This is a genomic window from Bradyrhizobium tropiciagri, from assembly GCF_001189845.1.
In the GTDB taxonomy this organism is placed as follows: domain Bacteria; phylum Pseudomonadota; class Alphaproteobacteria; order Rhizobiales; family Xanthobacteraceae; genus Bradyrhizobium; species Bradyrhizobium tropiciagri.
This window is the reverse complement of record NZ_LFLZ01000012.1, coordinates 95,614-116,862: the sequence shown is the minus strand read 5'-3', so window position 1 is coordinate 116,862 and position 21,249 is coordinate 95,614. Positions and strand designations below refer to the sequence as shown.

Here is a 21,249-nt window from a genome sequence, read left to right as displayed (position 1 = left end):
CGTTAAAATTTAGCTCTACTCGATTGAGGAGCGGGCACCACTGAACCCTGCGGTCTGGTCAGGCCCGGCGCGTGCTTACGGAACGCGACCGGGCCGCTCCTGACTGTGGTAGGTTCCAACCCATGAATTGCGTCCAAGGCCTCCCCCAAACCACACCCAGAAGTCTTCGGTCCGCCGCGGATGGCGCGGTTGCCTACGGACCGCGTTGAAACGCCCCGGCAAATGAGCGACTTCACGCGATCCATAGCCGCTGCACTGGCGCTATTTGGCGAGGCTGACCCAGAACTCCTCGGTATCGTTGCCCTATCGCTGCGCGTCAGCCTGACGGCGAGCGTCGTAGCATTGCTGATTGGTGCGCCGATCGGAGCCTGGTTAGCCATCGCTCGTTTCCGGGGGCGGCAAGCCATCATCGTGCTCACCAACGCATTCCTGGGCCTTCCGCCGGTGGTCGTGGGTCTCGTACTCTACCTACTGCTATCTCGGTCGGGGCCGCTCGGGTCAGCCGGCATACTGTTCACGCCGACGGCCATGGTGATCGCTCAGATGTTGTTGGCGACGCCGATCGTAGTCGCCCTGGTACACCGGCCGTCGACGCTGCTGTGGGCCGAATATGGCGACTTGGCGCGTATTGACGGTCTATCGATCGTCCGGAGCGTCGCCCTGCTGTTCGCCCTGGGCCGGGCCTCGTTGCTGACGGCTTTTCTTGCCGCCTTCGGCCGAGCTATCGCCGAGGTCGGCGCCATCATCATCGTGGGCGGGAACATCCGGGGCTTCACACGGACAATGACGACCGCGATCGCGCTGGAAACCAGCAAGGGCGATCTACCGCTGGCGCTCGGGCTCGGATTGATCCTGCTGGCCCTTAGCGTGGCAGTCTCGACGGTCGCGTTCCTCCTAATGGGACGCGTTGGGGAAAAATAGCTGCTCACCGCCGACCTTGTAACCGGCGATGGTCTCTTGTCCCTTCGGTGAGATGAGCCAGTCGACGAAGGCTTGTCCGTCCTTTGCCTTCACGGTTGGATGCTTTTCCGGATTTACCAGCATGACCCCGTATTGATTAAACAGCCGCTTGTCGGCCTGGGTCAGGATTGCCAGATCGCCGCGGTTCTTGAATGACAACCAGGTGCCGCGATCGGACAGCAGATAAGCATTTGACGAGGCGGCCATGTTCAGCGCCGGGCCCATGCCCTGTCCGATCTCGCGATACCAATCGCCCTTGCTGGCGACATCGATCCCCGCCTGTTTCCAGAGCCGCAGTTCTGCCTCATGGGTACCGGAATGATCGCCGCGCGAGATGAATTGTACCCTTGCGGCTGCAATCTTGCGTAGGGCGTCGACAACGTCCGTGTCGCCGGCGATGTGCGCAGGATCGGCCTTCGGTCCGACGATGACGAAATCGTTGTACATGACGTCGAAGCGCTTCACGCCCTCACCCTCGGCCATGAACTTGTCTTCTGCCGGCCGATCATGGACGAACACCACGTCGGCGTCGCCCCGGCGGCCGATATCCAACGCCTGGCCGGTGCCGACCGCGACGACCTTCACCTTGATACCCTCGGTCTTCGAGAACTGCGGCAGCAGATACCCGAACAGACCTGATTGTTCGGTCGACGTCGTCGATGCGACAGTGATCGAACGCTCCTCGGCTTGGACACCGCCAAAAAGCCCCATGACGAGCGCGGCAACGATCACGACAATTCGCATAATCATGCTCTCCCTGGACCCCAGCCACTCCGCGTCTGCGATAGCAGTTCGGCCGCATAAAACTCTATGTTTATGATGGTACCACCAGCCGAACCTTGCTATCGGTGAGCATATGAGGCGGAAAAGCGGGCGGAGACTATCTGTTCTGCGGGGGTTCCTGACAGGGTTCCTCGCGATGGCCTATGTCCTGGTCGGAATTGGCGGAGAGATTTCCTGTGCAGAGGAGACGCTGGAAGTCGCCGGTCAGGTCGTTGCGGACGTTGCCCAGGAAAAGGCCGACCCAGGGACCAAGAAATCCGTCACCGTAGTCGATCATTGCTACACCTGCGTGCCTCTCCTGCTGCCGGCACTGGTGCTGATCGTGGCGCCGCAGGCGAAGCCAATGGCCCCGGCCTTTACGACGCCGATGTTCGTCCTGGAAGACCATCCCCGGCTTGACACGCCACCGCCCAAACGCCTGGTCTGAACGCGTCTTCGGAGCGCAAGCGCTCGATCGATTGGGTTCGTCAGGTAGCTCTTCATGTTCGTCAAGACAGTCACGCGTCTTGCGTGCGCGGCCGCATTTCTAGCCAGCCCGTGGCTCGCATGTGCGTCGTATTCGCAGACCCTCACGATGAGAGGCGCGCTGGCGCGCGCGCTCGTCGCCAGCCCCCGTTTAACTGCCGCTGACCGCGACGTGGGCATCGCCACCGGCCAGCGTATTCAGGCCGGAGCGCTGCTGAATCCCGATCTGTCGTACGAGCAGGACAATTCCTTCGGAAGCGGCCCCTACCGCGGCACGAAATCAGCAGAAACCACGCTCCAGATTAGCCAGGCCTTCGAATGGTTCGGGAAGCGCGAGGCGCGTATCGCGGCGGGGCAAGCCGATTGACACCTTCTGAGACATACGGCACCGGCCGAAGGTCTGGTTTGCGCCAAGAGCCGCCTTCCTTCGACTGAAGCTTTGGTCCACCGACCTCCGACCTTTCTGCACGCTGCAATGCGCCACAATACTCACCTGGCTGAAGCAGGATGAAAGTCTGCCCCGGATCAGGTTAAGTGGAAGTCATAGCTTTGGAGAGTGCCCGGCGATGAAAGGAAGCGTAGAATCGGCACACCCAAACCTACGCCAAACCACGCGGTAGCGACTGTTCCCACTACTCGGGAAGTATTGGAGGCAATCGACTAAGCGGCTGTGCGACTGAAGTCAAAATGGCCCATCGCACTCGAATTCTTGCGATACCGTCAACGACAAGAAGCAGCTTTGATCTCGCCGGTGCGCACATTGTGCCCTGCACAAGGACGGGATTGTTCTACGACCGTTTCGAGCCAGGACTACTTGATGGCATCACAACGCTATCCGCGAAGAGCCGTTTTGTGTAAGCTCACAACATCCCGGCTTTTGGGAGAACAGCGATGAAGTCCTTCTTGCTCGCCTGCACGGCCGCCATCGTCTTGGCAGTGCTCGCGGCCGCGGTTCTAAACGGTCTACAGGAGCCGGTCCAACAGGCCTTTGCAACGACGGGCGTGCGGCTTTAGCGGGATGCGCTAAACGTCTCGGGCTGCGTGCGCCACCTACTCCGCGGCAGAGGGCTGAGTTCGCGCGTCGTTTGCGCCGGTCCGCGCATTCTCCTCTTCGAGCCAGAGGCTATGGTGCTCCCTCGCCCAGTTGACGTCGACGGTGCCGCTACCCATCGCCTCGAACGCACCCTCCATACCGATCGTGCCGATATAGATGTGGGCCAGCATCACAGCCATGAACAGCATCGCCGCGGTGGCGTGGACGACCTGCGCGAGCTGCATCCCTTCGATACCCGATAGATAGAAGGGGAACATCAGCTCATATCCGGTGGCTGCCACCAGGCCCCCGCCGATGACAACGACCCAATAGATTGCCTTCTGGCCGGCGTTGAAACGATAGGCCGGCGGATGGTCGTGACCCACGATGCCGCCGCCGCGCTTGAGCCACGCGACATCCACCTTATTCGGGAGATTGCCAGCGAGCCACATCAGGAAGATCAGAACGACGCCAATCGTGAACGGAAAGCTCAAATAGTTGTGCGCATACTTCGCCCATTGCGACCATTCGGAAAACGCTTCGTGACCCATCAAGGGCAGAAGCAGCGTACGGCCGAAGGTGATGTTCAATCCCGAAAGCGCGAGAATGATGAAGCAGGTCGCCGTCATCCAGTGCACGAAGCGTTCGAATGAGCTGAAACGCACAAGGGTCCGACCCGAACGACCGCTCTGAAGCCGCACCATGCCGCGGCTCAGATAGAAGATGATCAACGCCGCAAGCATGCCAAGAATGGCGATACCGCCTATCCAGTGCAGCGTCACGTTCCGGAACTCACGCCATTCACGGCCTGCCGGCTGCTCAAGCACGCCGGAGCGCTGGTCCGGAATGCTGACGCGTCCCTGGATCCGGTTCAGTTCCTGGAGGAGCTGCTGCTCCTTGACTGAGCTCGCCGTCGGGTTGACCTGCTGGGCGCCGGACGGTGAAGCCGCGGAGATGAGCAGCAGCAGCACGCCCGTGCCAATGACGAGCCGGGCAAATCGCGCAAGACACACCATCAATTCCTCCCGATAGTGGGTGATCGCTGGCGATGCGGTTTTTCAAGACTCGATCGTCTCGCGATACGCGGTCTTCCAGCCCCAGGCGCCAGAGCCGTAACCGCGCTTCATCACACGCTCCTTGTAAATCTGGGCAATGATTTCGCCGTCGCCGGCAAGCAATGATTTGGTCGAGCACATCTCGGCGCAGAGCGGCAACTTGCCTTCGGCGAGACGGTTTGCGCCATATTTCTCGTACTCCTCCTTGCTGCCGTCGGCCTCGGGCCCTCCGGCGCAGAACGTGCACTTGTCCATCTTGCCGCGCGAGCCGAAGTTGCCGACCTTCGGATATTGCGGCGCGCCGAACGGGCAGGCGTAGAAGCAATAACCACAGCCGATGCACAGGTCCTTGGAATGAAGCACGACACCGTCTGCCGTCGTGTAGATGCAGTTCACCGGGCACACCGCCGCGCATGGGGCGTCGGTGCAATGCATGCAGGCCATCGAGACCGAACGCTCACCAGGTTTGCCGTCATTGATGGTGACGACGCGGCGCCGGTTGATGCCCCAGGGCACCTCGTGCTCGTTCTTGCAGGCGGTGACGCAGGCATTGCATTCGATGCAACGGTCGGCGTCGCAGAGGAATTTCATACGTGCCATGGTCGTTGCTCCTTATGCCGCTGCGATCTGGCAGAGGGTGACTTTGGGCTCCTGCATGCCGGTCGCCGGATCGTATCCGTAAGTGGTGATCGTGTTCGCGCTTTCACCGAGCACGATCGGATCGGTGCCCTTCGGATAATTGCCGCGCAGATCCTTGCCTGCGAACCAGCCGCCGAAGTGGAAGGGCATCCAGGCGACCCCCTTGCCGACGCGTTCGGTCACGAGCGCCTTCATCCTGGCGCGCGAATTGTTTTCGGCGCCAGTCACCCAGACCCAGCCGCCGTCCTTGATGCCACGATCGGCGGCGTCGGTGGGATTGATCTCGATGAACATGTCCTGCTGCAATTCGGCAAGCCACGGATTGGTGCGTGTTTCTTCGCCGCCCCCCTCGTATTCGACGAGACGCCCCGAGGACAGGATGAGCGGGAATTGCTTAGCGATCCCCTTCTCCACCGCGGCCTTCTGCACGGAGAAGCCGATGTTCGGCATCCGGAACTGCTTGGCATCGGGCAGCGTCGGATATTTCGCGACCAGATCGACGCGCGGCGTGTAGATCGGTTCGCGATGAACCGGAATGGGGTCAGGCAGACCGAACGCGTTCATGCGCGCCTTGCCGTTGCCATAAGGCACGCAGCCATGTTTGAGCGCCACGCGCTGGATGCCGCCGGACAGGTCGAGCGACCATGACACCGCATCGGGATTGGCTGAGTTGATCCTGGTGATGGTGGCCATCTCCGCCTCGCTGAGGTCCTTATCCCAGCCGAGCTTCTTCAGGCTCGCCAGCGTGAATTCCGGATAGCCGTCCGTGATCTCCGAGCCCTTGGAATAGGAACCGTCCGCAAGCAGGCTCACCTTCCGCGTCGTGCCGTCAGGCAGCTTCTCCTCGCGCTCGATTCCGAAGCGCGGACGGAACGTACCGCCGCCATCCATCACAGCCAGATTGGTATTGTAGAGCAGCGGGGTGCCCGGATGCCGCACCTCGGGCGAGCCCCAGCACGGCCACGGCAGGCCATAATAGTCGCCGCCGACCTCGGGGTCGTCCTTGGGCGCCCGCATGGTCAGGAGGTCGAACTTGGCCTGGTTCTTCATGTGCGCCTTGAGACGTTCGGGCGACTGTCCGCAGTAGCCGGTCGACCAGCTTCCGCGATTCATCTCACGCAAGACATCTTCAGCCTCCGGCAGATTGTTCTCGACCTTGATGTTCTTGAACATCTGGTCGGCAAGGCCGCACTTCTTCGCCATCAGATAGATGACTTCGAGGTCATCCTTTGATTCGAATATCGGCTTGACGATCTGCTCTCCCCACTGCAGCGAGCGATTCGAGGCCACGCGCGACCCCTTGCACTCGAATTGCGTGGCCACCGGAAGAATGTAGACGCCGTTCTTGCGTCCCGCTTCGACCGCCAGCGATGCCCAGGTGGTCGGATGCGGGTCGGCGATGACGAGCAGCTCGAGTGCCTTCAGACCATTGAGGGACTCCGGAACGCGCGTGATGCTGTTGCTGGCATGTCCCTGCACGAACACCGCCCGCACGTTGTCCTTTTGCGCGACTTGCTCCTTCGGAAGGGTCGCCGCCTCGAACCAGCGGGTCAGCGGAATGCCTGGAGCTTCCATGAGCTGCTTGGAGTCGAAGCGCGACTTCAGGAAGTCGTAGTCGACTTCCCAAACCCGTGCCCAGTGCTTCCAAGCGCCTTCGGCAAGGCCGTAGTAGAACGGCAGCGTGACGATATCGAGCCCGACGTCGGTCGCTCCCTGCACATTGTCGTGGCCGCGGAAGATGTTGGCGCCCATGCCCGGTCCACCGACATTTCCAGTCATCAGAAGCAGGATGCAACTCGCCCGCACGTTGGCAGTACCGACCGTCTTCTGGGTCTGACCCATGGCCCAGATCAGTGTCGACGGCTTTTCCGTCGCGAACATCTTGGCGACACGCTTGAGCTGTTCTCCGGGAATGCCGCTGACACGCTCGACTTCCTCCGGATTCCATTTCTCCACCTCCTTGCGGAGGTCGTCGAACCCGTAGACCCGCTGCCTGATGAACTCCTTGTCCTCCCAGCCGTTCTGCAGGATGTGCCACATGATGCCATAGAGCACCGGGATGTCGGTGCCTGGCCGCATCCGGACATACTCGGTCGCGTGGGCCGCGGTCCGTGTCAGGCGCGGATCGATGACGATGAAGTTTGCTCTTTGAAGCTCCTTGCCCTCGAGCAGATGCTGTAACGAGACCGGATGCGCCTCGGCCGGATTCCCGCCCATGATCATCTGGGTCTTGGCGTTGCGGATATCGTTGTAGCTGTTCGTCATCGCACCGTAGCCCCAGGTGTTGGCCACGCCGGTGACGGTCGTCGAGTGGCAGATGCGTGCCTGATGGTCGGTGTTGTTGGTGCCCCAGAATGCGCCGAGCTTGCGGAAAAGATAGGAGCCTTCGTTGGTCATCTTGGCCGATCCGAGCCAGTAAACGGAATCGGGACCGGACCTCCCGCGAATTTCGAACAGCTTGTCGCCGATCTCGTTGATCGCGGTGTCCCAGGAGACGCGCGTCCACTGTCCATCCACCAGCTTCATCGGATAGCGGAGCCGGCGCTCGCTGTGCACGAGTTCGCGCACGGACGCGCCCTTCGCACAATGCGATCCGCGATTGATCGGAGAGTCCCAGCTCGGCTCCTGACCAATCCAGACCCCGTTCAACACCTCTGCGGTCACGGTGCATCCCACCGAACAGTGCGTGCAAATGCTCTTCCGCACCGTCGCCCCGGATGTGAGCGGACCTGCCATGGCCGCTTTTGCCGTCCGCACGCTGCCGGGCGGCAGCGTGCTCAACGCGGCGAGCGCACCGCCAGCAAGGCCCGAGCGGCGCAGGAAAGTGCGACGGTCGAAACCACTCCTTTGCCGGGACAAACCTGCCGCGATGGACCCATTTGAGGCGATTTCGGAACGCTGTTGTGTTCTCTTGATCAGCACGGCCGCCTCCATCAACCAGGGTAACGATTGACGCGGTAATAGGCCTTCACGTGGTCGGTTTCCTTGTAGCGCGCCTTGCGTTTCTCATCGTCGGTCTCGCTGTCCGCTTGCGCCGGCGCGATCAAGGGTGCGGCAAGCGTCGCTCCCGCCCCGACGGTGCCGATTCCGACCTTGCGAAGAAAGTCGCGGCGGCCGGCCGTCATTTTCCTCTCATCTCTCATCGCGTGACTCCTGGACCAGCGGTGCCGGTCAGTTGGCGTACGTGAAAGCCTCGGCTTCTATTTCCAGAAAAACCCGCCCGAGCGTCCCGACCGACCGGTAGAATCTGGCGCTTTCCGCCTTCTCCATGTCGACGAATAACCGTCCCATCCAGAGCGAGACGTGCTTTTCGAAGAAGGCGCGCTGTGCGTCCGGCGATACCGAAAGGCGCCCTGCCGCAAGGTCCGCCATGATCTCGCACAACGTCCCCGCGTGATCCTCCGGCTCAAAATTGTTCTCCGTCCGCTCGATGCCGAGCAGAGCCAGATCGTCGCGCAGGCGCGACAAGGGACGTTCGTTGAGAAAGCCGGTCAGGTAATACGACGCGTAAGGTAGCAACTCGCCACGACCGAGGCCGACGAACAGATCGAAATATTCGCGTTCGACCTCGGATGCGACGGCAACCGACGCGGCATCGGCAAGCGCTGCGTGGGCGCGCCCGAGCGGCGTCGCATCGCCCTCTAGCTGCGCGATCTGCCCAAGCAATGCGGCCGACGGCGCGGACCAAAGCAGGTTCGCAAGCAGCGCGTATTCCCGAGCGCGCGCGGCATCGATCGGATCGACTGCGTCACCCATCGGCTCGTTGTAGAGATCGGGACGAAGCAGCTTACGCGACACGCCTGTTACGGCCTCGACCGCGATCACACGCTGAGCAGGCACCCGGTTCCAGTTCGACACTGAGGGCTGGGCAATACCTATCTTCCGGGCAAGCTCGGCAACGCCGCCCGCGGCATCGATGGCACGTTCAAGTCCCACATCGCGCACGCCGACCTCCGTCCCAGGGGCCAATTGCGTTGCGGATGAAAGATTACGGCGCGCGTTGGGAAGCGGTCAATGACAGCCATAGCTTGAAGCTATCGCATTTAGTCGCAGTCGACTTGGGCGGTTTACCTGGGCAGCGCCCCGCCGTGTGTGCGGCGCGGAATAGAAGTCTCTTCACTCGCAGGCACGGGTTGCGGTGCAGCAGAATCGGGCGACGATTCCTCGACAGCGCGCTCCGGGAGCGGTTGAGGATTGCTGATTGTCCTCACCTGCGCTCCCCCGTCGGCCGCTTTGGTGGGCGGGTCGGCCAGGCTTTCGACCGCCTCCACCGTCCCCCCGACGATACGACGGACGAGCGCGCCAACCTGCTCGGCCGAATAGTCCAGGGGACCGAAGCCGGCCATGGCGTTCGGGTCATTGAAGTCCCAGGCGTTCTCCGCCAGCCCCACGAAATCGCGGATCGCGGGATCGGCACTCCAGGCACGACGCAGCGCCGCACGGCTCAGCTCCTGCGGAATACCCTCGCGCAGGAAAGCCGTGATGTCGGTCGCCGCATCAATCGATTCGACGGGGGGCAAGCTCGAAAGATCGACTTCGGGGAGCGCCGGCCCCGCCGACGCAGCGTCTGCCGGCGCCGGCGCACACGCCTCAGCCGCCTGGTCCGGCGCCGACCCGGCGTGATCGGCTTTCGCCTCCTGCTTGCGGCGCGACCAGCGCGCCAAAAAATGCTCGTCAAATTGCTCGTCGCTCATTCATGCCCACCTTCGTGGTGACGCCGCGCCAGCACCTCCGGATCAGCGCGACGCCGCTCGCGCTTGACGAACTCCGTCTCGACGTGGTGCTCGGCGATGAACTTTTCAATCGCTTCCCGCAGCACTTCAGGCATCGGCACCGCCTCGACCAGATTGGCTCCCGCTTCGGTGAATGCCTCCCCTTCCGCCGGATCCGCGGTGACGGCCGAAACACTATAGGGCCAGGTGCCCTCGGCAGGCGTCAATACGATCCAGACGCAGGGATCGCCGCTGGCGAGATTGTCGCGGTAGCGCGCTGTTTCCGAACGATAGAGATCGACCATCGCGCTGCCGGCATAGTAGAGCGTCGTTCCCTCCTGCTCCCGCAGGACGGTCCACGGCGCCATGTCAGGCTCATCCGGCAACACGCCGGTGCCACGCCAGACAAAATCGATCCACGGGGACTCCGCCCTTGCCCGCTCGACCAGGACGCCGAGCGGCATTCGCAACAACGGCTGCGCGGCTGAGTTCATGTCGCAGCCTCCAGGTGTTTGATCGGCAGGCCCGTCAACAGATTCTGCGGCTTCATCCGCACAAGCCGATCGGGGCTCATTGCCAGGATCAGATAGATGCCCTCGCGCCCGATCGCGTCGACGACCAGATGTGCGTCGGCAAAGGTCACCCGGAACAATGCCAGCACGCGCGTCATCGTTCCATCGTCGAGCGTCTCGCCATGCCACAGCCGGTCGCCAATCCCGGTGGCTTCCTCATCGAGCCCAACATACCAGGCGAGCTTCGCATCGCGCAGCGCGGACAGCGGCTCGATTGCGACATCAACTCCAAGCAGATGGGAAACCCAGAGCTTCATGACGTCCGCGAGCGCAGCCGGCCCCCGCGTTCCGCTGGTCAGATCGAGCGCAAGATCGAACTGATCGCTGCGATGCCAGTAGCTGTCGGCATTCCCATCGCTCAGGACGTCGACCTCAGCTCCGGTCGTGCCCCCCAGCATGGAGATCAGCGACAACGCCGGCGTCGGGTTTGTTCCGCCAACGACTTCCTCGTCCCCCAACAGCAATGACTGCTCGTGCGGCACAATGCGCTGAGGCCGGAAGAACAACTCGGCCGCGCGCAGCACGAACGGGTCCTCGCAGCCATCGAGTGCGTTGCGCAGGATGACGTGCACGAGCTGGTTCAGGAACAGTGGCGGCAGGTTAATCGATCCTGAACGAACCAGCGCAAGGTAAGCCGCTTCCAGCGTGGGTTCGCGCAGCAAGAGGTCGCGGAACGCCAGCACAAACTGCCAATTCTCCCGCGCATCCGCATCGACGATCGCGGCGACCTCTTCCGCCGCAACCGCCCGGCGCGTGTCAGCGAGCAGCTCCCGGTGCAGCCTGCGTTCGGTCTCACAGGCATCGTCCGGCGGCACCAATTCGGGGCGGACGAAATAGGCCTTCAGGAACTGGTCAGTCACCACGAGCCAGCCGCCCGCATTTCGATCGAGCAAATGATGGCCGCAAGCGATCCAGAAATCCCTCATCGCTGTGACGGCTCCGCGCTGATCTTCGCAAGATCGAGATCTTTGTCGGGCTCGATGTCATCCTCGACCTCCATGAACGAGAACGCATTGCCGTGACGCTGCCCCTCCCGCAGTCGCAACCTGCGGAACGACTCGCGGACCTCGCCATCGCCTGCCGAGCGGTGAACCGCGATCAGCGTGCTGACGGGATGGGTGCAAAGTGACTGCACAAAGGCAACCTCTTCCTCCGCGGCCAGGTGCGCGGTTGCGAGATCCGGCGCGCCAAATCGTTGCACCAGCTGTTTCGCAAGGAGCTCCACCAAGGCGCGGCGCTCGTCCTCCGTCGCAGGGACGATTTGCGCCAGCGTCGACCAGCCCCAGGATTGCACGCCGAGAAAGCCGCTGCGAAACGCCGAGCGGTCCTTGCCGGACAGCTTCGCCGGATCCTGATCGCAAAAGCGAAATGCGCCCGAAACCGCCCAATCTCCCGGCTCCGCCGCCACGTCGAACACGAACGTGTCGGACGGATCGAGCGCGATGGTGCGCAAGAGTTTCACCGGCGCGGTCCTCCGAGGTCGGGATCGAACCATGACGGCGACAGCAAGCTTTTTCTCAGGTCCTGCCGACCGATCGTTTTCGTTCCGATCCGGCGCGTGACAAGATCGCCGTTGTCGGCGAGCGAACGCGAGATTCCCGGTTCAGGGGACAGCCGGCTGAGGAATTCGCGTGCAATGCCGTCGAACCCTTCCGCTTGCCAGCAATCGAGAACGCGCATCAGGTGCCGCGCAAAGCTTTCCGTGACCTGAACCGCGCTGGCCTCACCAAATCCCTCCTGATCCAATGCGGAAGCGAGCGGATAGACACCAGCTTCTGTGTCGTTCATCGCAACCGTCCGGATCATGGCGCCGAACACCAGCCAGCGCGGCGGCTCGCCCTCCTTCGCCGATCGCGGCCAGCCAAGCCGCCCGCCACCGACGAGGCCTCCATCGACTCGGATTGCATCGGGCCAGTCGATTGCGACCTCCTTCTTCGGCGGTGCAAAGGCGCGCAAGGCATCGGTCAGCGCCACCATTCCCGCGTAGAAGGCGCGGCGCGCGGTGCGCAGGGGCTCGCTCGGTTCGAGCACAACGGCGAACTCGGCAAGATCGAACCGTCCGACATAGGTCAGCGTACCTGCCCCACTCGCTGTGGCGATATCGGTTGCGTGGGCAAAGGCGTCACGACCTTCGCGCAGCCTCACCAGCGTGAATGGCGGCGGCAGATCGATGGGCTCTGAAACCGCAGAGCGCAGGGGGGCTGTCGGTGTCAGTCGGACCTCCAGCTTCCTTTTCCGTTCTCGTGAGAATAACTTAATCGAGCAGAAGGATTGACGCGAGTCTGCTCGCGATCGTTCCCTGCCTCTCGGTGAGGTAAGCGGCTGCGCATGTCCGAACCGCCAAAAGCGATCCTGATCTGCTCGTGCGAGGACACGATGCGCCTCGACACGGGCGCGATCAGGCGTGGATGCCGCAAAAGCAAAATCGCCGGATTCCGGCAGCTCTGCCGTGCTGAGCTCGATCATTTTCGCAACGCGGCGAAGGCGGATGGACCACTCATCGTCGGCTGCACCCAGGAGGCGGCGCTGTTTGGCGAGGAAGCGAAGGAGCGTGCCGGGACGATGGAATTCGTCAACCTTCGGGAGACGGCCGGCTGGTCGGCCGAGGGAGCGAAGGCGGGCCCAAAAATGGCAGCTCTGCTTGCAGCGGCGTCGGAGGCTATGCCGGATTTTCCGTTTGTCACCCTGTCGAGCGGAGGGGTGGTCCTGATCTACGGCCGCGACGAAGTGGCGATTGAAGCTGGCCGACTGCTTGCCGAGCATCTCGACGTGACGGTCATGATCACAGGGCGAGCGCAAATCATGCCGCCGTCAACGACGTTGTTCCCTATCGTCAAGGGAACTATCCGCAGCGCCAGCGGCTATCTGGGAGCGTTCGAGCTGACGGTCGACGACTATGCGGCCCCGCGCCCCTCCTCGCGCAACGCGCTCGTCTTCGAAGCTCCGCGCAACGACCTGACATCGCGCTGCGACATCGTCCTTGATCTCTCCGGCGGAACGTCGCTTTTCTCCGCCCATGAGCTGCGCGACGGCTATCTCCGCGCCGACCCGCGAGATCCGGCTGCGATGCTGCGTGCCGTGCTGAGGGCGCGCGACCTCGTCGGCAGCTTCGACAAACCCAAATACGTCAGTTTCACCCCCGAGATTTGCGTCCATTCGCGCTCGAAATTGGCGGGTTGCCATCGATGCCTCGATCTCTGCCCGACCGGGGCGATTACCCCGGATGGCGATCATGTCAGGATCAATGCGGAGGTCTGCGCCGGTTGCGGGCAGTGCGCCGCGGCCTGTCCGACGGGCGCAGCGACCTACGCCTTGCCACCGGCCGACGCCCTGCTTCACAAATTGCGCGCGACGCTGCTGGCCTATCGTGAAGCCGGCGGCTCGAATGCGGTTATCCTGTTTCACGATGGCCAACAAGGCACTGCACTGATTGATGCTCTCGCCCGCCACGGCGACGGGCTTCCTGCCAACGTGCTGCCGTTCACCGTCAACGAGGTGACGCAAGTCGGCCTCGAAGCGATTGCAGCCTCCTTTGCCTATGGCACGGCGGCAATCCGTTTCCTGCTACGGGCCAAACCGCGTCACGACTTCGCCGGTCTTCGCCGAACCATAGCGATGGCTGATGCGATTGTTGCCGGGCTTGGATTTTCCGGCCAACGTGTCTCAACGATCGAAACGGATGATCCGGATGTGCTGGGAGACGTGCTGCGGGCCATCGAGCCCGCGCCGGCCGCAGAGACTCCCGCAACCTTCAAGACGGTAGGCAAGCGGCGCGACCTGCTTCGTTTCGCTCTTCGCGAGTTGCACCGCGTTGCGCCCGCGCCGACTGACGTGATTGCTTTGCCGGAAGGCGCGCCTCTCGGAGCGATCAGTGTCAATGTGGATGGCTGCACCCTGTGCCTGGCCTGCGTTTCGGCCTGCCCCACCGGCGCCCTCCGCGACGATCCCGAGCGTCCCGTGCTCAAATTCGTCGAAGATGCCTGCGTGCAGTGCGGATTGTGCCAGAGCACCTGCCCGGAAAAGGTCATCACCTTGAAGCCGCAGATCGACTTCCGCGCCGCCACCGCTCCAGCCCGCATCATCAGGGAAGAAGAGCCAGCGCTTTGCATCCGCTGCGGCACGCCCTTCGGCGTGAAGAGCACGATCGAGAAGATCGCGGCGAAGCTCGAGGGCCGGCACTGGATGTATCCCGCGGGCGACAAGCGGCTGGACGTGGTCAGGATGTGCGCCGACTGCCGCGTCGTCGTCATGAGCGAGCAGCAGTTCGATCCGTTCAACGACATTCCGGAACGCGCTCCGCCCCGGACGACGGATGATTATTTACGCCAGCGAGAAAACAAGGATTAGCCGGAGACTACGAACGGTAATCAATCGATAAGTAACAAACGGGGAGCGCGTTATGTTTCGTTGCACGAACGCAAGATTCTTCGTGACCGCGTTGTTTGTTGGTACCATTGCAATGCAGGCTGTGCCGGCCGAGGCTGCCGTATCAAAGGCCGACAAGACCGTCCTCAAGCGGGCGATCGTGGCCTGCAAGGCGGAAGCGAAGGGCAAGAAGATCAAGTGGCTCTCACGCCGGAAATACGTCAACAATTGCGTCACGGAGGCAATGAAGGACCATCCCAACATGGACGTCTCCGCCATGCTCAAGAACCGTCCGAATTTAACGGATCTTCCGGTCGAGCAATGGCCCGGGTATTAGACCTTCACCAAGATGCGTCATTTCGATGTCGCGCGCCCGAGAAAGTCGGTTAGCGCCTTGCGATCCTCCGCAGATCCGATCCGCTGCTCCGGCATCTTTGTGCCGGGCGTATAGGTGTTCGGACCGAGTTCGAACAGTTTCGACACCGTCTCGGGCGTCCATACGATGTTCATGCTCTTGAGAGGGTCCGAGAAGCGATAGCCTGGCAACGACGCAATCCTGCGCCCATACAGGCCCGCAAGCGTGGGGCCAGCCCGTTGCGCGTCCTTCTCCGACAGAGTGTGACAGGCAACGCACGCCCTAAACACCTCGGCGCCGTGATCTCCGGCATAGGCGGCAAGCGGATCGCTCGGCGCGGCTTGCGACGGGCCGACGGCAGCGCCGGTCCGCGCGTTCCAACGCCGGACCTTGCCGTCTGCGCCGCCGGTCAGCAATGTCGCGCTGTCCGGCAAGAACGCGACCGACCATACGGGCGAACCGGGATCGGCCAGCGTTTGCGCGATGGTCCGCGCTTTGCGATCAATCAAGGCAACGCTACCGCCAATTCCCGCAGCCGCCACCGACGTGCCGTCCGGAGAGATTGCCAGCGCGACAACAGGCCTCTGCCCAGCTTGCACTTCGCCGCTCTCGTGGCCCTCCATCGTCAGAAAGCGCAGCTTCCCATCGGCACCACCCGCGACGATCTCGCCGTCAGGCGTGACTGCCACGGCGTTAAGGGGTGATCCCAGCGCAATGACGTTTGGAGTGCCGCCCGCCAATGGCCAGATCCTCAGCTCACGATCGTATCCGACGCTCACCAGAGATCTTCCATCGGGTGTGAATGCGACGCCATTGACCTGCTGCGAATGCCCGTCCAGAACCTGCTGCGCGCCATCGCCCAGCGACCAGACGCGAACCGTGTGGTCCCAGGAGGCGGAAGCCAGCCTTGCGCCGTCCGGCGAGACGGCGAGTGAAACGACCGGTGCGGTATGGCCCTCGAAAACCTGGTCCGGCTGCTGCCTGCCGGGCGTCCAGATCGCGACCTTCGCATCCGCTCCGGCGGTCACCATTCGCCCATCCTTCAGAAAGGCAACCGCGTTCACCGCATCCGAGTGGAAGCGCAGGACCTGCTCGGCAGCTTCTGTCTTCAGCGACCATCGGATTGCGGCGGTGTCGAAGCTACCCGACAGCAGGCTGTTGCCATCGCCGGAGATCGCAATTGCCCGTACCGGCCCGCCGTGACCAGCGAATTGCGCTTGCGCCGACACAACAAGAAGCGCCAGCAGAGCGGCGGTCATGCTTAGACTGGTGGCGGCTCCATGGGCCATTCGCACTCGCTACTCGCGTCGACGTTGGCAGCAGTTGCCCGGTTCAATGCTGCATCGCAGGAGGCAAATGCACCTGCTACTCAATGCCGCAACGGCCGTTCTCGCTTGAACCGGATATAGCCTGATCCTATGCTCGGCGGTGACACGTCAAGGATGACGTCATGCAAATACGACAAAAAGCGTATCTGCATCTCATCTCTCTGTGGCGATTGCTTCGCAATGCGATCTCGCCACACCGTGAGGGTGTGCCCGCCAAAGCATCGCCGGAGCTCATCTTTACCGCGATCGTGCTGGCGATTCTCCTCGCCATTCTTGAAATAGACACTCATCGCGGCGAACTGCAATCGCTTGGTCTGGTGGCGGGCGATCAGTTCGTCCCGGCTGCCTTTTGGGGCCTATAAAGCTTGCCGTGCGCCGCTTCCAATCAGCGCTTGGTTTCCCTCGGATACACCAATGACCGATCTTCGAAATCCTCGGCCGGCAAATTGTCCATGCTGCGGGCGCTTTGCATGTCATGCAATATCGACGTGCTTGCTGTACCGGTACGCCCGGTCGTCCAGCCGGAGTGTGGGATGCCGGTCAGAGCAGCAAGCAGACCAACGGTGGCAGTGAAAGAGACAATGATCAGAAGCTTCATGCGAAATCTCCCGCTTTGAAATCCAGCAATATCGTGCCGCGATATCCTGCAGCGCTCTGATTAGTGCCAAGCAGGACACCAGGGTGTGAACCGCCTCACAGCTCTCGCGATGTTGACCTGAGCGCTCGCTGGTTCCCGATCTTGGAACCTGAGCCGATCGCGGGTGAAATGCTCGGGCAGGGAAGGCTCGTCAGGAACGGAGGAAAACTCTCTCAGTTACTTTCCAAGGGCAGAGCATCCGCAGAAGGATGAAGCCCATGAGGAGCTCCACCATCGTCGCCGCACTGGCAATCATGCTCGGCTGCACTGCACTTTCGTCGGCGCAACAGAATGCACAAGGCGCGGTTGAACTGAGCAACGGCACCAAGGTGCCGCAGAATCCATCGTTACCGAAACTCAACCTCTCAAACCCGCAGCGCGAGCAAATTCGCAAGGCCGTGCTGACCGAACACAACGAGGTGGAATTCCGGCTTGCAGCCACCAAATCCGCAAAGGACTTCACCCCTGCTGTTGGCGCCAAGATTCCAAAGGGAGTTAAGGCCCAATCGTTGCCGACGCCGGTTCTCTCGCAAATGCCTGAGCTGCGTGACTACACGTACGTGAAGATGAAGGACCAGGTGCTGATCGTGGACGGCATGACAAACAAGATCGTTGATGTGTTCTCGGAGACGCAGCCGCTTTCCTAACTGAAATGGTGGGTGATCTCTGCAGCCTGAGATTCCTCAGCTCGCCAACGGCAATCATTACCTGAAATGTCAGAGCTTGCACCGCAAGGCGGGATTAGCGGAGAGCGCCTCAGACCTACGGATGCCACTTTCGTCGCGACTACGGATCGGGTAGCCCCTCGCGATCGACCGAACACTGACAGCCGACACTTGCGCTCGATAGATATTTCTAGATCTCCCAGTGCGCACGTTGTGCACGCGCGATCTTCTAACTCACTGAATAAAGTGAACTCTCGTTCAATTCCGCTACCTATCGGAGTCTATCGGCTGGATCGCGCGCCGCGTGCGCAATCAAGATTGACACGGCTCGCACTGGCACAGAGCTTCAGATACCGTCAGAGATCAGGAAGACACCTTCAGTCCGGGCGCCGCTCCTCCCACTGCTATGCGCCAGCCATACAGATCTGCTTCGCACATCGGCACAAATCGACACATCATTGTGATGCGGCGGCTAAGTCAGGCCTAAGTCTGGCTCTCGAGAAACCGGATTGTCGCGGTTGTACTGGAGCAACTCGCAGCACTCGAAGAGAAAGCCAACGCATGGATAATTCGCATCCTGGCGCCGAGAGCAAAGTCGCGGCGCTGACATTTGGATTTTGGATCATCAAGATATTTGCGACCACGCTCGGCGAAGTCGGCGGCAATGCGCTTTCGCAGACGGAGGGCTTCGGATATCTCGCATCCACGGCGATCTTCGGCATGCTTTTGATCGTGGCGGTCGTCGCGCAAATCCGGGCGGAACGTTTCTATCCATCGCTCTATTGGTGCGTCATCGTGGCGACGACGCTCGCCGGCACGACCATGGCCGATCTGTGCGACCGTTCCTTGGGGATCGGCTATCTCGGAGGATCATTGCTGCTCTTCTCGTTGGTGATCGCCACTCTCGCGCTTTGGTATCGGACAATGGGATCGGTCGCGATCAACACGGTGACGTCACCGAAGGTCGAGGCCTTCTACTGGACCACGATCATGTTCTCGCAGACACTCGGCACAGCGCTCGGTGACTGGATGGCTGACTCCACAGGCCTAGGCTACAACGGTAGCGCCCTGTTGATAGGCGCAGCGCTCGTCGTCATCGCGGCCCTGTACTACCTGACCGACGTGTCCCATACCTTCCTGTTCTGGGCTGCCTTCATCCTGACGCGTCCGCTGGGAGCGACGCTCGCCAACTCGTTGGACAAACCGGCGGCGAACGGCGGTCTCGGCATTAACGACGTTACGCTTTCCGCCGCCTTCGCTGTGCTGATCATCGTCAGCCTGTTCGTCGTGCCGCAGCAGGCGGGAAGCCATGCGCCGGCTCGACGATCGTCGTGATGCGGCCTGGTTTGTCGTCTCGGCCGTAGCTGCGTTCGTTGCATTCCGGTGGTTGCTGACCTACATCGGGGCGCACTGATTTACGTGGGTTCGCGATCACCCGCATCGTTCTGCAACGATTCTGCTCGTCATGTTCGTCTACCGTGAACGAGGAGCTAGTGCCAGACGCCGTGCGACCGGATCTCGGCGCAATCATTCAGAAGATAGAAGCGCGTCTCGCCCGTATCCAGTTCGATGCGGGCGATTTCGTCCGGAGAAAGACCTTCGAGCGCCAGGATCAGCGCGCGCAACGAGTTGCCATGGGCGACGACCAGAACGCCCCGATGGCGCAGCACGGCGGGCAGGATCTCCCGGATATAGAACGGCAGTACGCGAGCGACCGTGTCCCGAAGGCTCTCGCCACCCGGAGGCGCGACGGCGTACGATCGTCGCCACGTCTGGACCTGCTCCGCGCCGAAGCGCCGGCGTGCCTCGTTCTTGTCGAGGCCGGTCAGATCTCCGTAGTCACGTTCGTTCAGAGCGGAATCGCGGCGTACTGGGATAGCGGCAAGGCCCATCTCCCGCAAGGTGTGGGCGCAACTGTCTCGTGCTCGGCCGAGCGCCGAGGAGAACGCAGCATCAAGGGCGACGCCGCGCTCGCGCAGATGCTTCCCGACCGCAATCGCCTGCTCGCGACCCTGTTCGGTCAGCGGCAGGTCGCGCCAGCCCGTGAAAACGTTACGGAGATTGCCTTCGCTCTGGCCGTGCCGTGTAAGGACGAGCAGGTGGTCTTTCGGTCGGTGCATCGTCGCGCGCCTAGTCAGCTTCCTTAGTCGGTCGTCTTGTCAGCGAGCCCTTCCGACACGATCCGCTCGAAAGTGCGGTCCATAGCGACGGTCTGGCTGCCCAGCCACGGAAAATGTCCGAAGCGGAACGAAAGTTGCCTTGCGGCCTCGTCAGCCGGCTGCTTTCCGAAGGCCAATTCGTAGATGGCGGAAACAAGCCCGCTGCGATCCGCACCGGCCTCACAATGGATCAGGATGGGGCGAGGCAGCTCGCGGAGCAGCGCGACGATGTCGCGAACCTGGCGGTCGGAGAGGTCACGCCTCGCCGAGATCGCGTAGTCGACGTGCATTACGCCGGCGGCAGCGCTCGCTGCCGTCTCGTCGTCGTACCACGGAGTCCCGGCATTGTTGCCGCGCAGGTTCAGGATCGAACGAATCCCGTTATCCCGGATACGGCTTGCGAACTGATCCCCGCTCAATTGGGCGGAACGATACATCACACCCTGCTGGACGACGTGGAAGTTGCCCGACAGGCGCAGATATCCGGCCCATGCGCCGACGAGCGCGGCGGCTACGCCCACCACGGTACCGAAGGCCTTGAGACTTTGAACAGCCCTTGCCCGGTAAGTGCCTGCCTGAGCCTTCCCGCCGGCCGGCCAGGTCGATGCGCGTGGATCCGGTCCGGACACGACCCTACCGACCATCTTTGGTCGGCAGCTTCATGGTCTTGCCGGTTAGCTTGCGCCTCATCTCATTCAGTTTCTCGAGGCTGGCGACGGTCTCGCCCGGTCGACGCGCCGCGACGCCGACCAGCAGCGCTTCGATGAGACCCAGGGTGGCGGTGTGTGTGCTGAGCATGTCGGCGTGACCCCGAGGCACCTGCAACACCAGATCGACCTGGGGCCGAAGCTTGGTGGCGAGCGTGTCCGTCAGGAGAATAGATTTGGCGCCGCGTTCGTTCTTCTCGTCCAGAAGAGCGCCGAGTTCCGGATAGACCTTCCCGTAGGCCAAGATAACGACCAGGTCGTTGCGGCGCAGCTTCTGAAGATCGTCGGCGAAGAGAAGCCCGGTGTTCGTCAAGGCCGTCGCCTCGATGCCGAAGCGGGAAAGTTGGACGACGAAGTAGGTCGCGATCGCACTCGAGGGCCCGAGCCCGAAGACGAGGACTCGACGAGCGGCGACGATGTGCTTGATCGCCGTCTCGAACTGCTGTGGCGAGACAGTCTGGCGAAGGCTCTCCAGCGACTGCAGGTGCGTGTCGAGCATGATGTTGAAGGCGGAGGAGGAGTCCTTGCCGACATTCCCGAGCGTCCGCGTAAGGCGCGCCGCCGGCGTAGCGAGGTGCGCATCTCGTCGGCGAGCGTCCTTCTCATCTCGTCGAGCCCGGAGAAGCCCAATGCCTTGGCCGTCCGTATGATCGTGGCGTCGCTGGTGCCCGCTTTCGTCGCGAGCTCCGCCGCCGAGGCCATCAGCACGTCGGCTCGGTTGTCGCCGAAGAAGCGCGCAACGCGTTGCTCGGCGGTACTCATATCGCCTTGGCGGTCGGCGAGCCTGTCGTCGAATGTTCGCATAGCTGTCAGT

The 21,249-nt window shown here is 62.1% G+C and carries 24 protein-coding genes and 2 pseudogenes; 9 read left to right on the top strand and 17 right to left on the bottom strand.

All coding sequences use genetic code 11. The features are described from left to right. Nucleotides 1-222: 222 nt before the first annotated feature. Entirely contained in the window at nt 223-921 is a 699-nt protein-coding gene (locus AKN84_RS12900) for an ABC transporter permease (protein WP_050421129.1), read from the top strand. Here the strand turns inward: AKN84_RS12900 and AKN84_RS12895 are convergent. After that, entirely contained in the window at nt 895-1,671 is a 777-nt protein-coding gene (locus AKN84_RS12895; RefSeq protein ID WP_162240873.1) for an ABC transporter substrate-binding protein, read from the bottom strand. The two genes, AKN84_RS12900 and AKN84_RS12895, sit on opposite strands and share 27 nt — an antisense overlap. Nucleotides 1,672-1,879: 208 nt before the next feature. Between AKN84_RS12895 and AKN84_RS12890 the strand changes: the two genes are divergently transcribed. From AKN84_RS12890 to AKN84_RS49945, 3 genes and pseudogenes are all read left to right on the top strand, one after another. Further along, on the top strand, nt 1,880-2,170 hold the full coding sequence (locus tag AKN84_RS12890; RefSeq protein WP_128970724.1) for a hypothetical protein: 291 nt from the start codon (nt 1,880-1,882) through the stop codon (nt 2,168-2,170). 54 nt (nt 2,171-2,224) lie between these two features. Continuing rightward, a pseudogene (locus AKN84_RS12885) lies at nt 2,225-2,569 on the top strand (TolC family protein); the annotation flags it as partial. Between the two features lie 530 nt (nt 2,570-3,099). Then, nucleotides 3,100-3,222, top strand: a complete 123-nt coding sequence (locus AKN84_RS49945) for a hypothetical protein (protein ID WP_283805509.1) — start codon at nt 3,100-3,102, stop codon at nt 3,220-3,222. Between the two features lie 36 nt (nt 3,223-3,258). Here AKN84_RS49945 and AKN84_RS12880 read toward each other — a convergent pair whose 3' ends face one another. The 10 genes from AKN84_RS12880 to AKN84_RS12835 all read right to left on the bottom strand — a co-directional run bounded on the left by AKN84_RS12880 (nt 3,259) and on the right by AKN84_RS12835 (nt 12,685). After that, entirely contained in the window at nt 3,259-4,257 is a 999-nt protein-coding gene (locus AKN84_RS12880; RefSeq protein ID WP_050421074.1) for a formate dehydrogenase subunit gamma, read from the bottom strand. 42 nt (nt 4,258-4,299) lie between these two features. After that, entirely contained in the window at nt 4,300-4,896 is a 597-nt protein-coding gene (gene fdh3B, locus AKN84_RS12875; protein ID WP_035983358.1) for a formate dehydrogenase FDH3 subunit beta, read from the bottom strand. A gap of 12 nt (nt 4,897-4,908) precedes the next feature. Continuing rightward, complete coding sequence (locus tag AKN84_RS12870) at nt 4,909-7,857, bottom strand: formate dehydrogenase subunit alpha (RefSeq protein ID WP_050421128.1); 2,949 nt, start codon at nt 7,855-7,857, stop codon at nt 4,909-4,911. Nucleotides 7,858-7,868: 11 nt separating this feature from the next. After that, entirely contained in the window at nt 7,869-8,078 is a 210-nt protein-coding gene (locus AKN84_RS12865; protein WP_050421073.1) for a twin-arginine translocation signal domain-containing protein, read from the bottom strand. 28 nt (nt 8,079-8,106) lie between these two features. Then, a complete protein-coding gene (locus tag AKN84_RS12860; RefSeq protein ID WP_050421072.1) occupies nt 8,107-8,880 on the bottom strand; it encodes a Cro/CI family transcriptional regulator in 774 nt (257 codons plus the stop codon). A gap of 122 nt (nt 8,881-9,002) precedes the next feature. Next, complete coding sequence (locus AKN84_RS12855) at nt 9,003-9,629, bottom strand: DUF3306 domain-containing protein (protein WP_050421071.1); 627 nt, start codon at nt 9,627-9,629, stop codon at nt 9,003-9,005. Beyond that, the gene (locus AKN84_RS12850) at nt 9,626-10,141 is read right to left on the bottom strand and encodes a DUF3305 domain-containing protein (protein ID WP_050421070.1); all 516 of its coding nucleotides are present in this window, start codon (nt 10,139-10,141) and stop codon (nt 9,626-9,628) included. The genes AKN84_RS12855 and AKN84_RS12850 overlap by 4 nt, the downstream gene beginning before the upstream one ends. After that, on the bottom strand, nt 10,138-11,145 hold the full coding sequence (locus tag AKN84_RS12845) for a DUF6352 family protein (protein ID WP_050421069.1): 1,008 nt from the start codon (nt 11,143-11,145) through the stop codon (nt 10,138-10,140). Before AKN84_RS12845 ends, AKN84_RS12850 begins: the two co-directional genes overlap by 4 nt. Then, the gene (locus AKN84_RS12840; RefSeq protein ID WP_128970723.1) at nt 11,142-11,681 is read right to left on the bottom strand and encodes a DUF6505 family protein; all 540 of its coding nucleotides are present in this window, start codon (nt 11,679-11,681) and stop codon (nt 11,142-11,144) included. Before AKN84_RS12840 ends, AKN84_RS12845 begins: the two co-directional genes overlap by 4 nt. Beyond that, on the bottom strand, nt 11,678-12,685 hold the full coding sequence (locus tag AKN84_RS12835; RefSeq protein ID WP_347337329.1) for a biotin/lipoate--protein ligase family protein: 1,008 nt from the start codon (nt 12,683-12,685) through the stop codon (nt 11,678-11,680). Before AKN84_RS12835 ends, AKN84_RS12840 begins: the two co-directional genes overlap by 4 nt. On the opposite strand from AKN84_RS12835, the gene AKN84_RS12830 reads away from it, so the two are divergent. Together AKN84_RS12830 and AKN84_RS12825 are read left to right on the top strand one after the other, a co-directional pair. Continuing rightward, nucleotides 12,596-14,566: a 4Fe-4S binding protein gene (locus AKN84_RS12830; protein ID WP_050421126.1), complete on the top strand. Its 1,971-nt coding sequence runs from the start codon at nt 12,596-12,598 to the stop codon at nt 14,564-14,566. The two genes, AKN84_RS12835 and AKN84_RS12830, sit on opposite strands and share 90 nt — an antisense overlap. 82 nt (nt 14,567-14,648) lie before the next feature. Beyond that, a complete protein-coding gene (locus AKN84_RS12825; RefSeq protein WP_244485064.1) occupies nt 14,649-14,921 on the top strand; it encodes a hypothetical protein in 273 nt (90 codons plus the stop codon). Between the two features lie 17 nt (nt 14,922-14,938). On the opposite strand, the gene AKN84_RS12820 is transcribed toward AKN84_RS12825, so the two are convergent. Next, nucleotides 14,939-16,198, bottom strand: a complete 1,260-nt coding sequence (locus AKN84_RS12820) for a c-type cytochrome (protein ID WP_050421066.1) — start codon at nt 16,196-16,198, stop codon at nt 14,939-14,941. Nucleotides 16,199-16,389: 191 nt separating this feature from the next. On the opposite strand from AKN84_RS12820, the gene AKN84_RS12815 reads away from it, so the two are divergent. Continuing rightward, a complete protein-coding gene (locus tag AKN84_RS12815) occupies nt 16,390-16,629 on the top strand; it encodes a hypothetical protein (protein WP_050421065.1) in 240 nt (79 codons plus the stop codon). A 23-nt stretch (nt 16,630-16,652) separates the two neighbouring features. Here AKN84_RS12815 and AKN84_RS12810 read toward each other — a convergent pair whose 3' ends face one another. Beyond that, nucleotides 16,653-16,865, bottom strand: a complete 213-nt coding sequence (locus tag AKN84_RS12810; RefSeq protein ID WP_050421064.1) for a hypothetical protein — start codon at nt 16,863-16,865, stop codon at nt 16,653-16,655. Between the two features lie 257 nt (nt 16,866-17,122). On the opposite strand from AKN84_RS12810, the gene AKN84_RS12805 reads away from it, so the two are divergent. Together AKN84_RS12805 and AKN84_RS12800 are read left to right on the top strand one after the other, a co-directional pair. Continuing rightward, entirely contained in the window at nt 17,123-17,551 is a 429-nt protein-coding gene (locus AKN84_RS12805) for a DUF1236 domain-containing protein (protein WP_157863288.1), read from the top strand. Nucleotides 17,552-18,130: 579 nt separating this feature from the next. Continuing rightward, entirely contained in the window at nt 18,131-18,904 is a 774-nt protein-coding gene (locus AKN84_RS12800) for a COG4705 family protein (protein ID WP_050421062.1), read from the top strand. Between the two features lie 155 nt (nt 18,905-19,059). Here AKN84_RS12800 and AKN84_RS45135 read toward each other — a convergent pair whose 3' ends face one another. The 4 genes and pseudogenes from AKN84_RS45135 to AKN84_RS48915 form a co-directional block, all read right to left on the bottom strand. Then, nucleotides 19,060-19,689 carry a 2,3-bisphosphoglycerate-dependent phosphoglycerate mutase gene (locus AKN84_RS45135; RefSeq protein WP_128970720.1) on the bottom strand — a complete coding sequence of 210 codons (630 nt, stop codon included), beginning with the start codon at nt 19,687-19,689 and terminating at the stop codon, nt 19,060-19,062. A 23-nt stretch (nt 19,690-19,712) separates the two neighbouring features. Then, entirely contained in the window at nt 19,713-20,357 is a 645-nt protein-coding gene (locus AKN84_RS12790; RefSeq protein WP_244485063.1) for a tyrosine-protein phosphatase, read from the bottom strand. A gap of 4 nt (nt 20,358-20,361) precedes the next feature. Next, nucleotides 20,362-20,934 (bottom strand): MurR/RpiR family transcriptional regulator, encoded by a 573-nt coding sequence (locus AKN84_RS12785; protein ID WP_244485062.1) that lies wholly within the window; start codon nt 20,932-20,934, stop codon nt 20,362-20,364. Nucleotides 20,935-21,071: 137 nt separating this feature from the next. Next, nucleotides 21,072-21,197 (bottom strand): annotated as a pseudogene (locus AKN84_RS48915) (MurR/RpiR family transcriptional regulator); the annotation flags it as partial. Nucleotides 21,198-21,249 lie beyond the last annotated feature (52 nt).

Coding starts and splice junctions, on each gene's coding strand:
- AKN84_RS49945 (WP_283805509.1), top strand. CDS start 3,100: ATGAAGTCCTTCTTGCTCGCCTGCACGGCCGCCATCGTCTTGGCAGTG.
- AKN84_RS12815 (WP_050421065.1), top strand. CDS start 16,390: ATGCAAATACGACAAAAAGCGTATCTGCATCTCATCTCTCTGTGGCGA.
- AKN84_RS12850 (WP_050421070.1), bottom strand. CDS start 10,141: ATGAACTCAGCCGCGCAGCCGTTGTTGCGAATGCCGCTCGGCGTCCTG.
- AKN84_RS45135 (WP_128970720.1), bottom strand. CDS start 19,689: ATGCACCGACCGAAAGACCACCTGCTCGTCCTTACACGGCACGGCCAG.
- AKN84_RS12785 (WP_244485062.1), bottom strand. CDS start 20,934: ATGCTCGACACGCACCTGCAGTCGCTGGAGAGCCTTCGCCAGACTGTC.
- AKN84_RS12890 (WP_128970724.1), top strand. CDS start 1,880: ATGGCCTATGTCCTGGTCGGAATTGGCGGAGAGATTTCCTGTGCAGAG.
- AKN84_RS12880 (WP_050421074.1), bottom strand. CDS start 4,257: ATGGTGTGTCTTGCGCGATTTGCCCGGCTCGTCATTGGCACGGGCGTG.
- fdh3B (WP_035983358.1), bottom strand. CDS start 4,896: ATGGCACGTATGAAATTCCTCTGCGACGCCGACCGTTGCATCGAATGC.
- AKN84_RS12900 (WP_050421129.1), top strand. CDS start 223: ATGAGCGACTTCACGCGATCCATAGCCGCTGCACTGGCGCTATTTGGC.
- AKN84_RS12845 (WP_050421069.1), bottom strand. CDS start 11,145: ATGAGGGATTTCTGGATCGCTTGCGGCCATCATTTGCTCGATCGAAAT.
- AKN84_RS12865 (WP_050421073.1), bottom strand. CDS start 8,078: ATGAGAGATGAGAGGAAAATGACGGCCGGCCGCCGCGACTTTCTTCGC.
- AKN84_RS12810 (WP_050421064.1), bottom strand. CDS start 16,865: ATGAAGCTTCTGATCATTGTCTCTTTCACTGCCACCGTTGGTCTGCTT.
- AKN84_RS12855 (WP_050421071.1), bottom strand. CDS start 9,629: ATGAGCGACGAGCAATTTGACGAGCATTTTTTGGCGCGCTGGTCGCGC.
- AKN84_RS12820 (WP_050421066.1), bottom strand. CDS start 16,198: ATGACCGCCGCTCTGCTGGCGCTTCTTGTTGTGTCGGCGCAAGCGCAA.
- AKN84_RS12835 (WP_347337329.1), bottom strand. CDS start 12,685: ATGATCGAGCTCAGCACGGCAGAGCTGCCGGAATCCGGCGATTTTGCT.
- AKN84_RS12895 (WP_162240873.1), bottom strand. CDS start 1,671: ATGGGGCTTTTTGGCGGTGTCCAAGCCGAGGAGCGTTCGATCACTGTC.
- AKN84_RS12805 (WP_157863288.1), top strand. CDS start 17,123: ATGAGGAGCTCCACCATCGTCGCCGCACTGGCAATCATGCTCGGCTGC.
- AKN84_RS12800 (WP_050421062.1), top strand. CDS start 18,131: ATGGATAATTCGCATCCTGGCGCCGAGAGCAAAGTCGCGGCGCTGACA.
- AKN84_RS12830 (WP_050421126.1), top strand. CDS start 12,596: ATGCGCCTCGACACGGGCGCGATCAGGCGTGGATGCCGCAAAAGCAAA.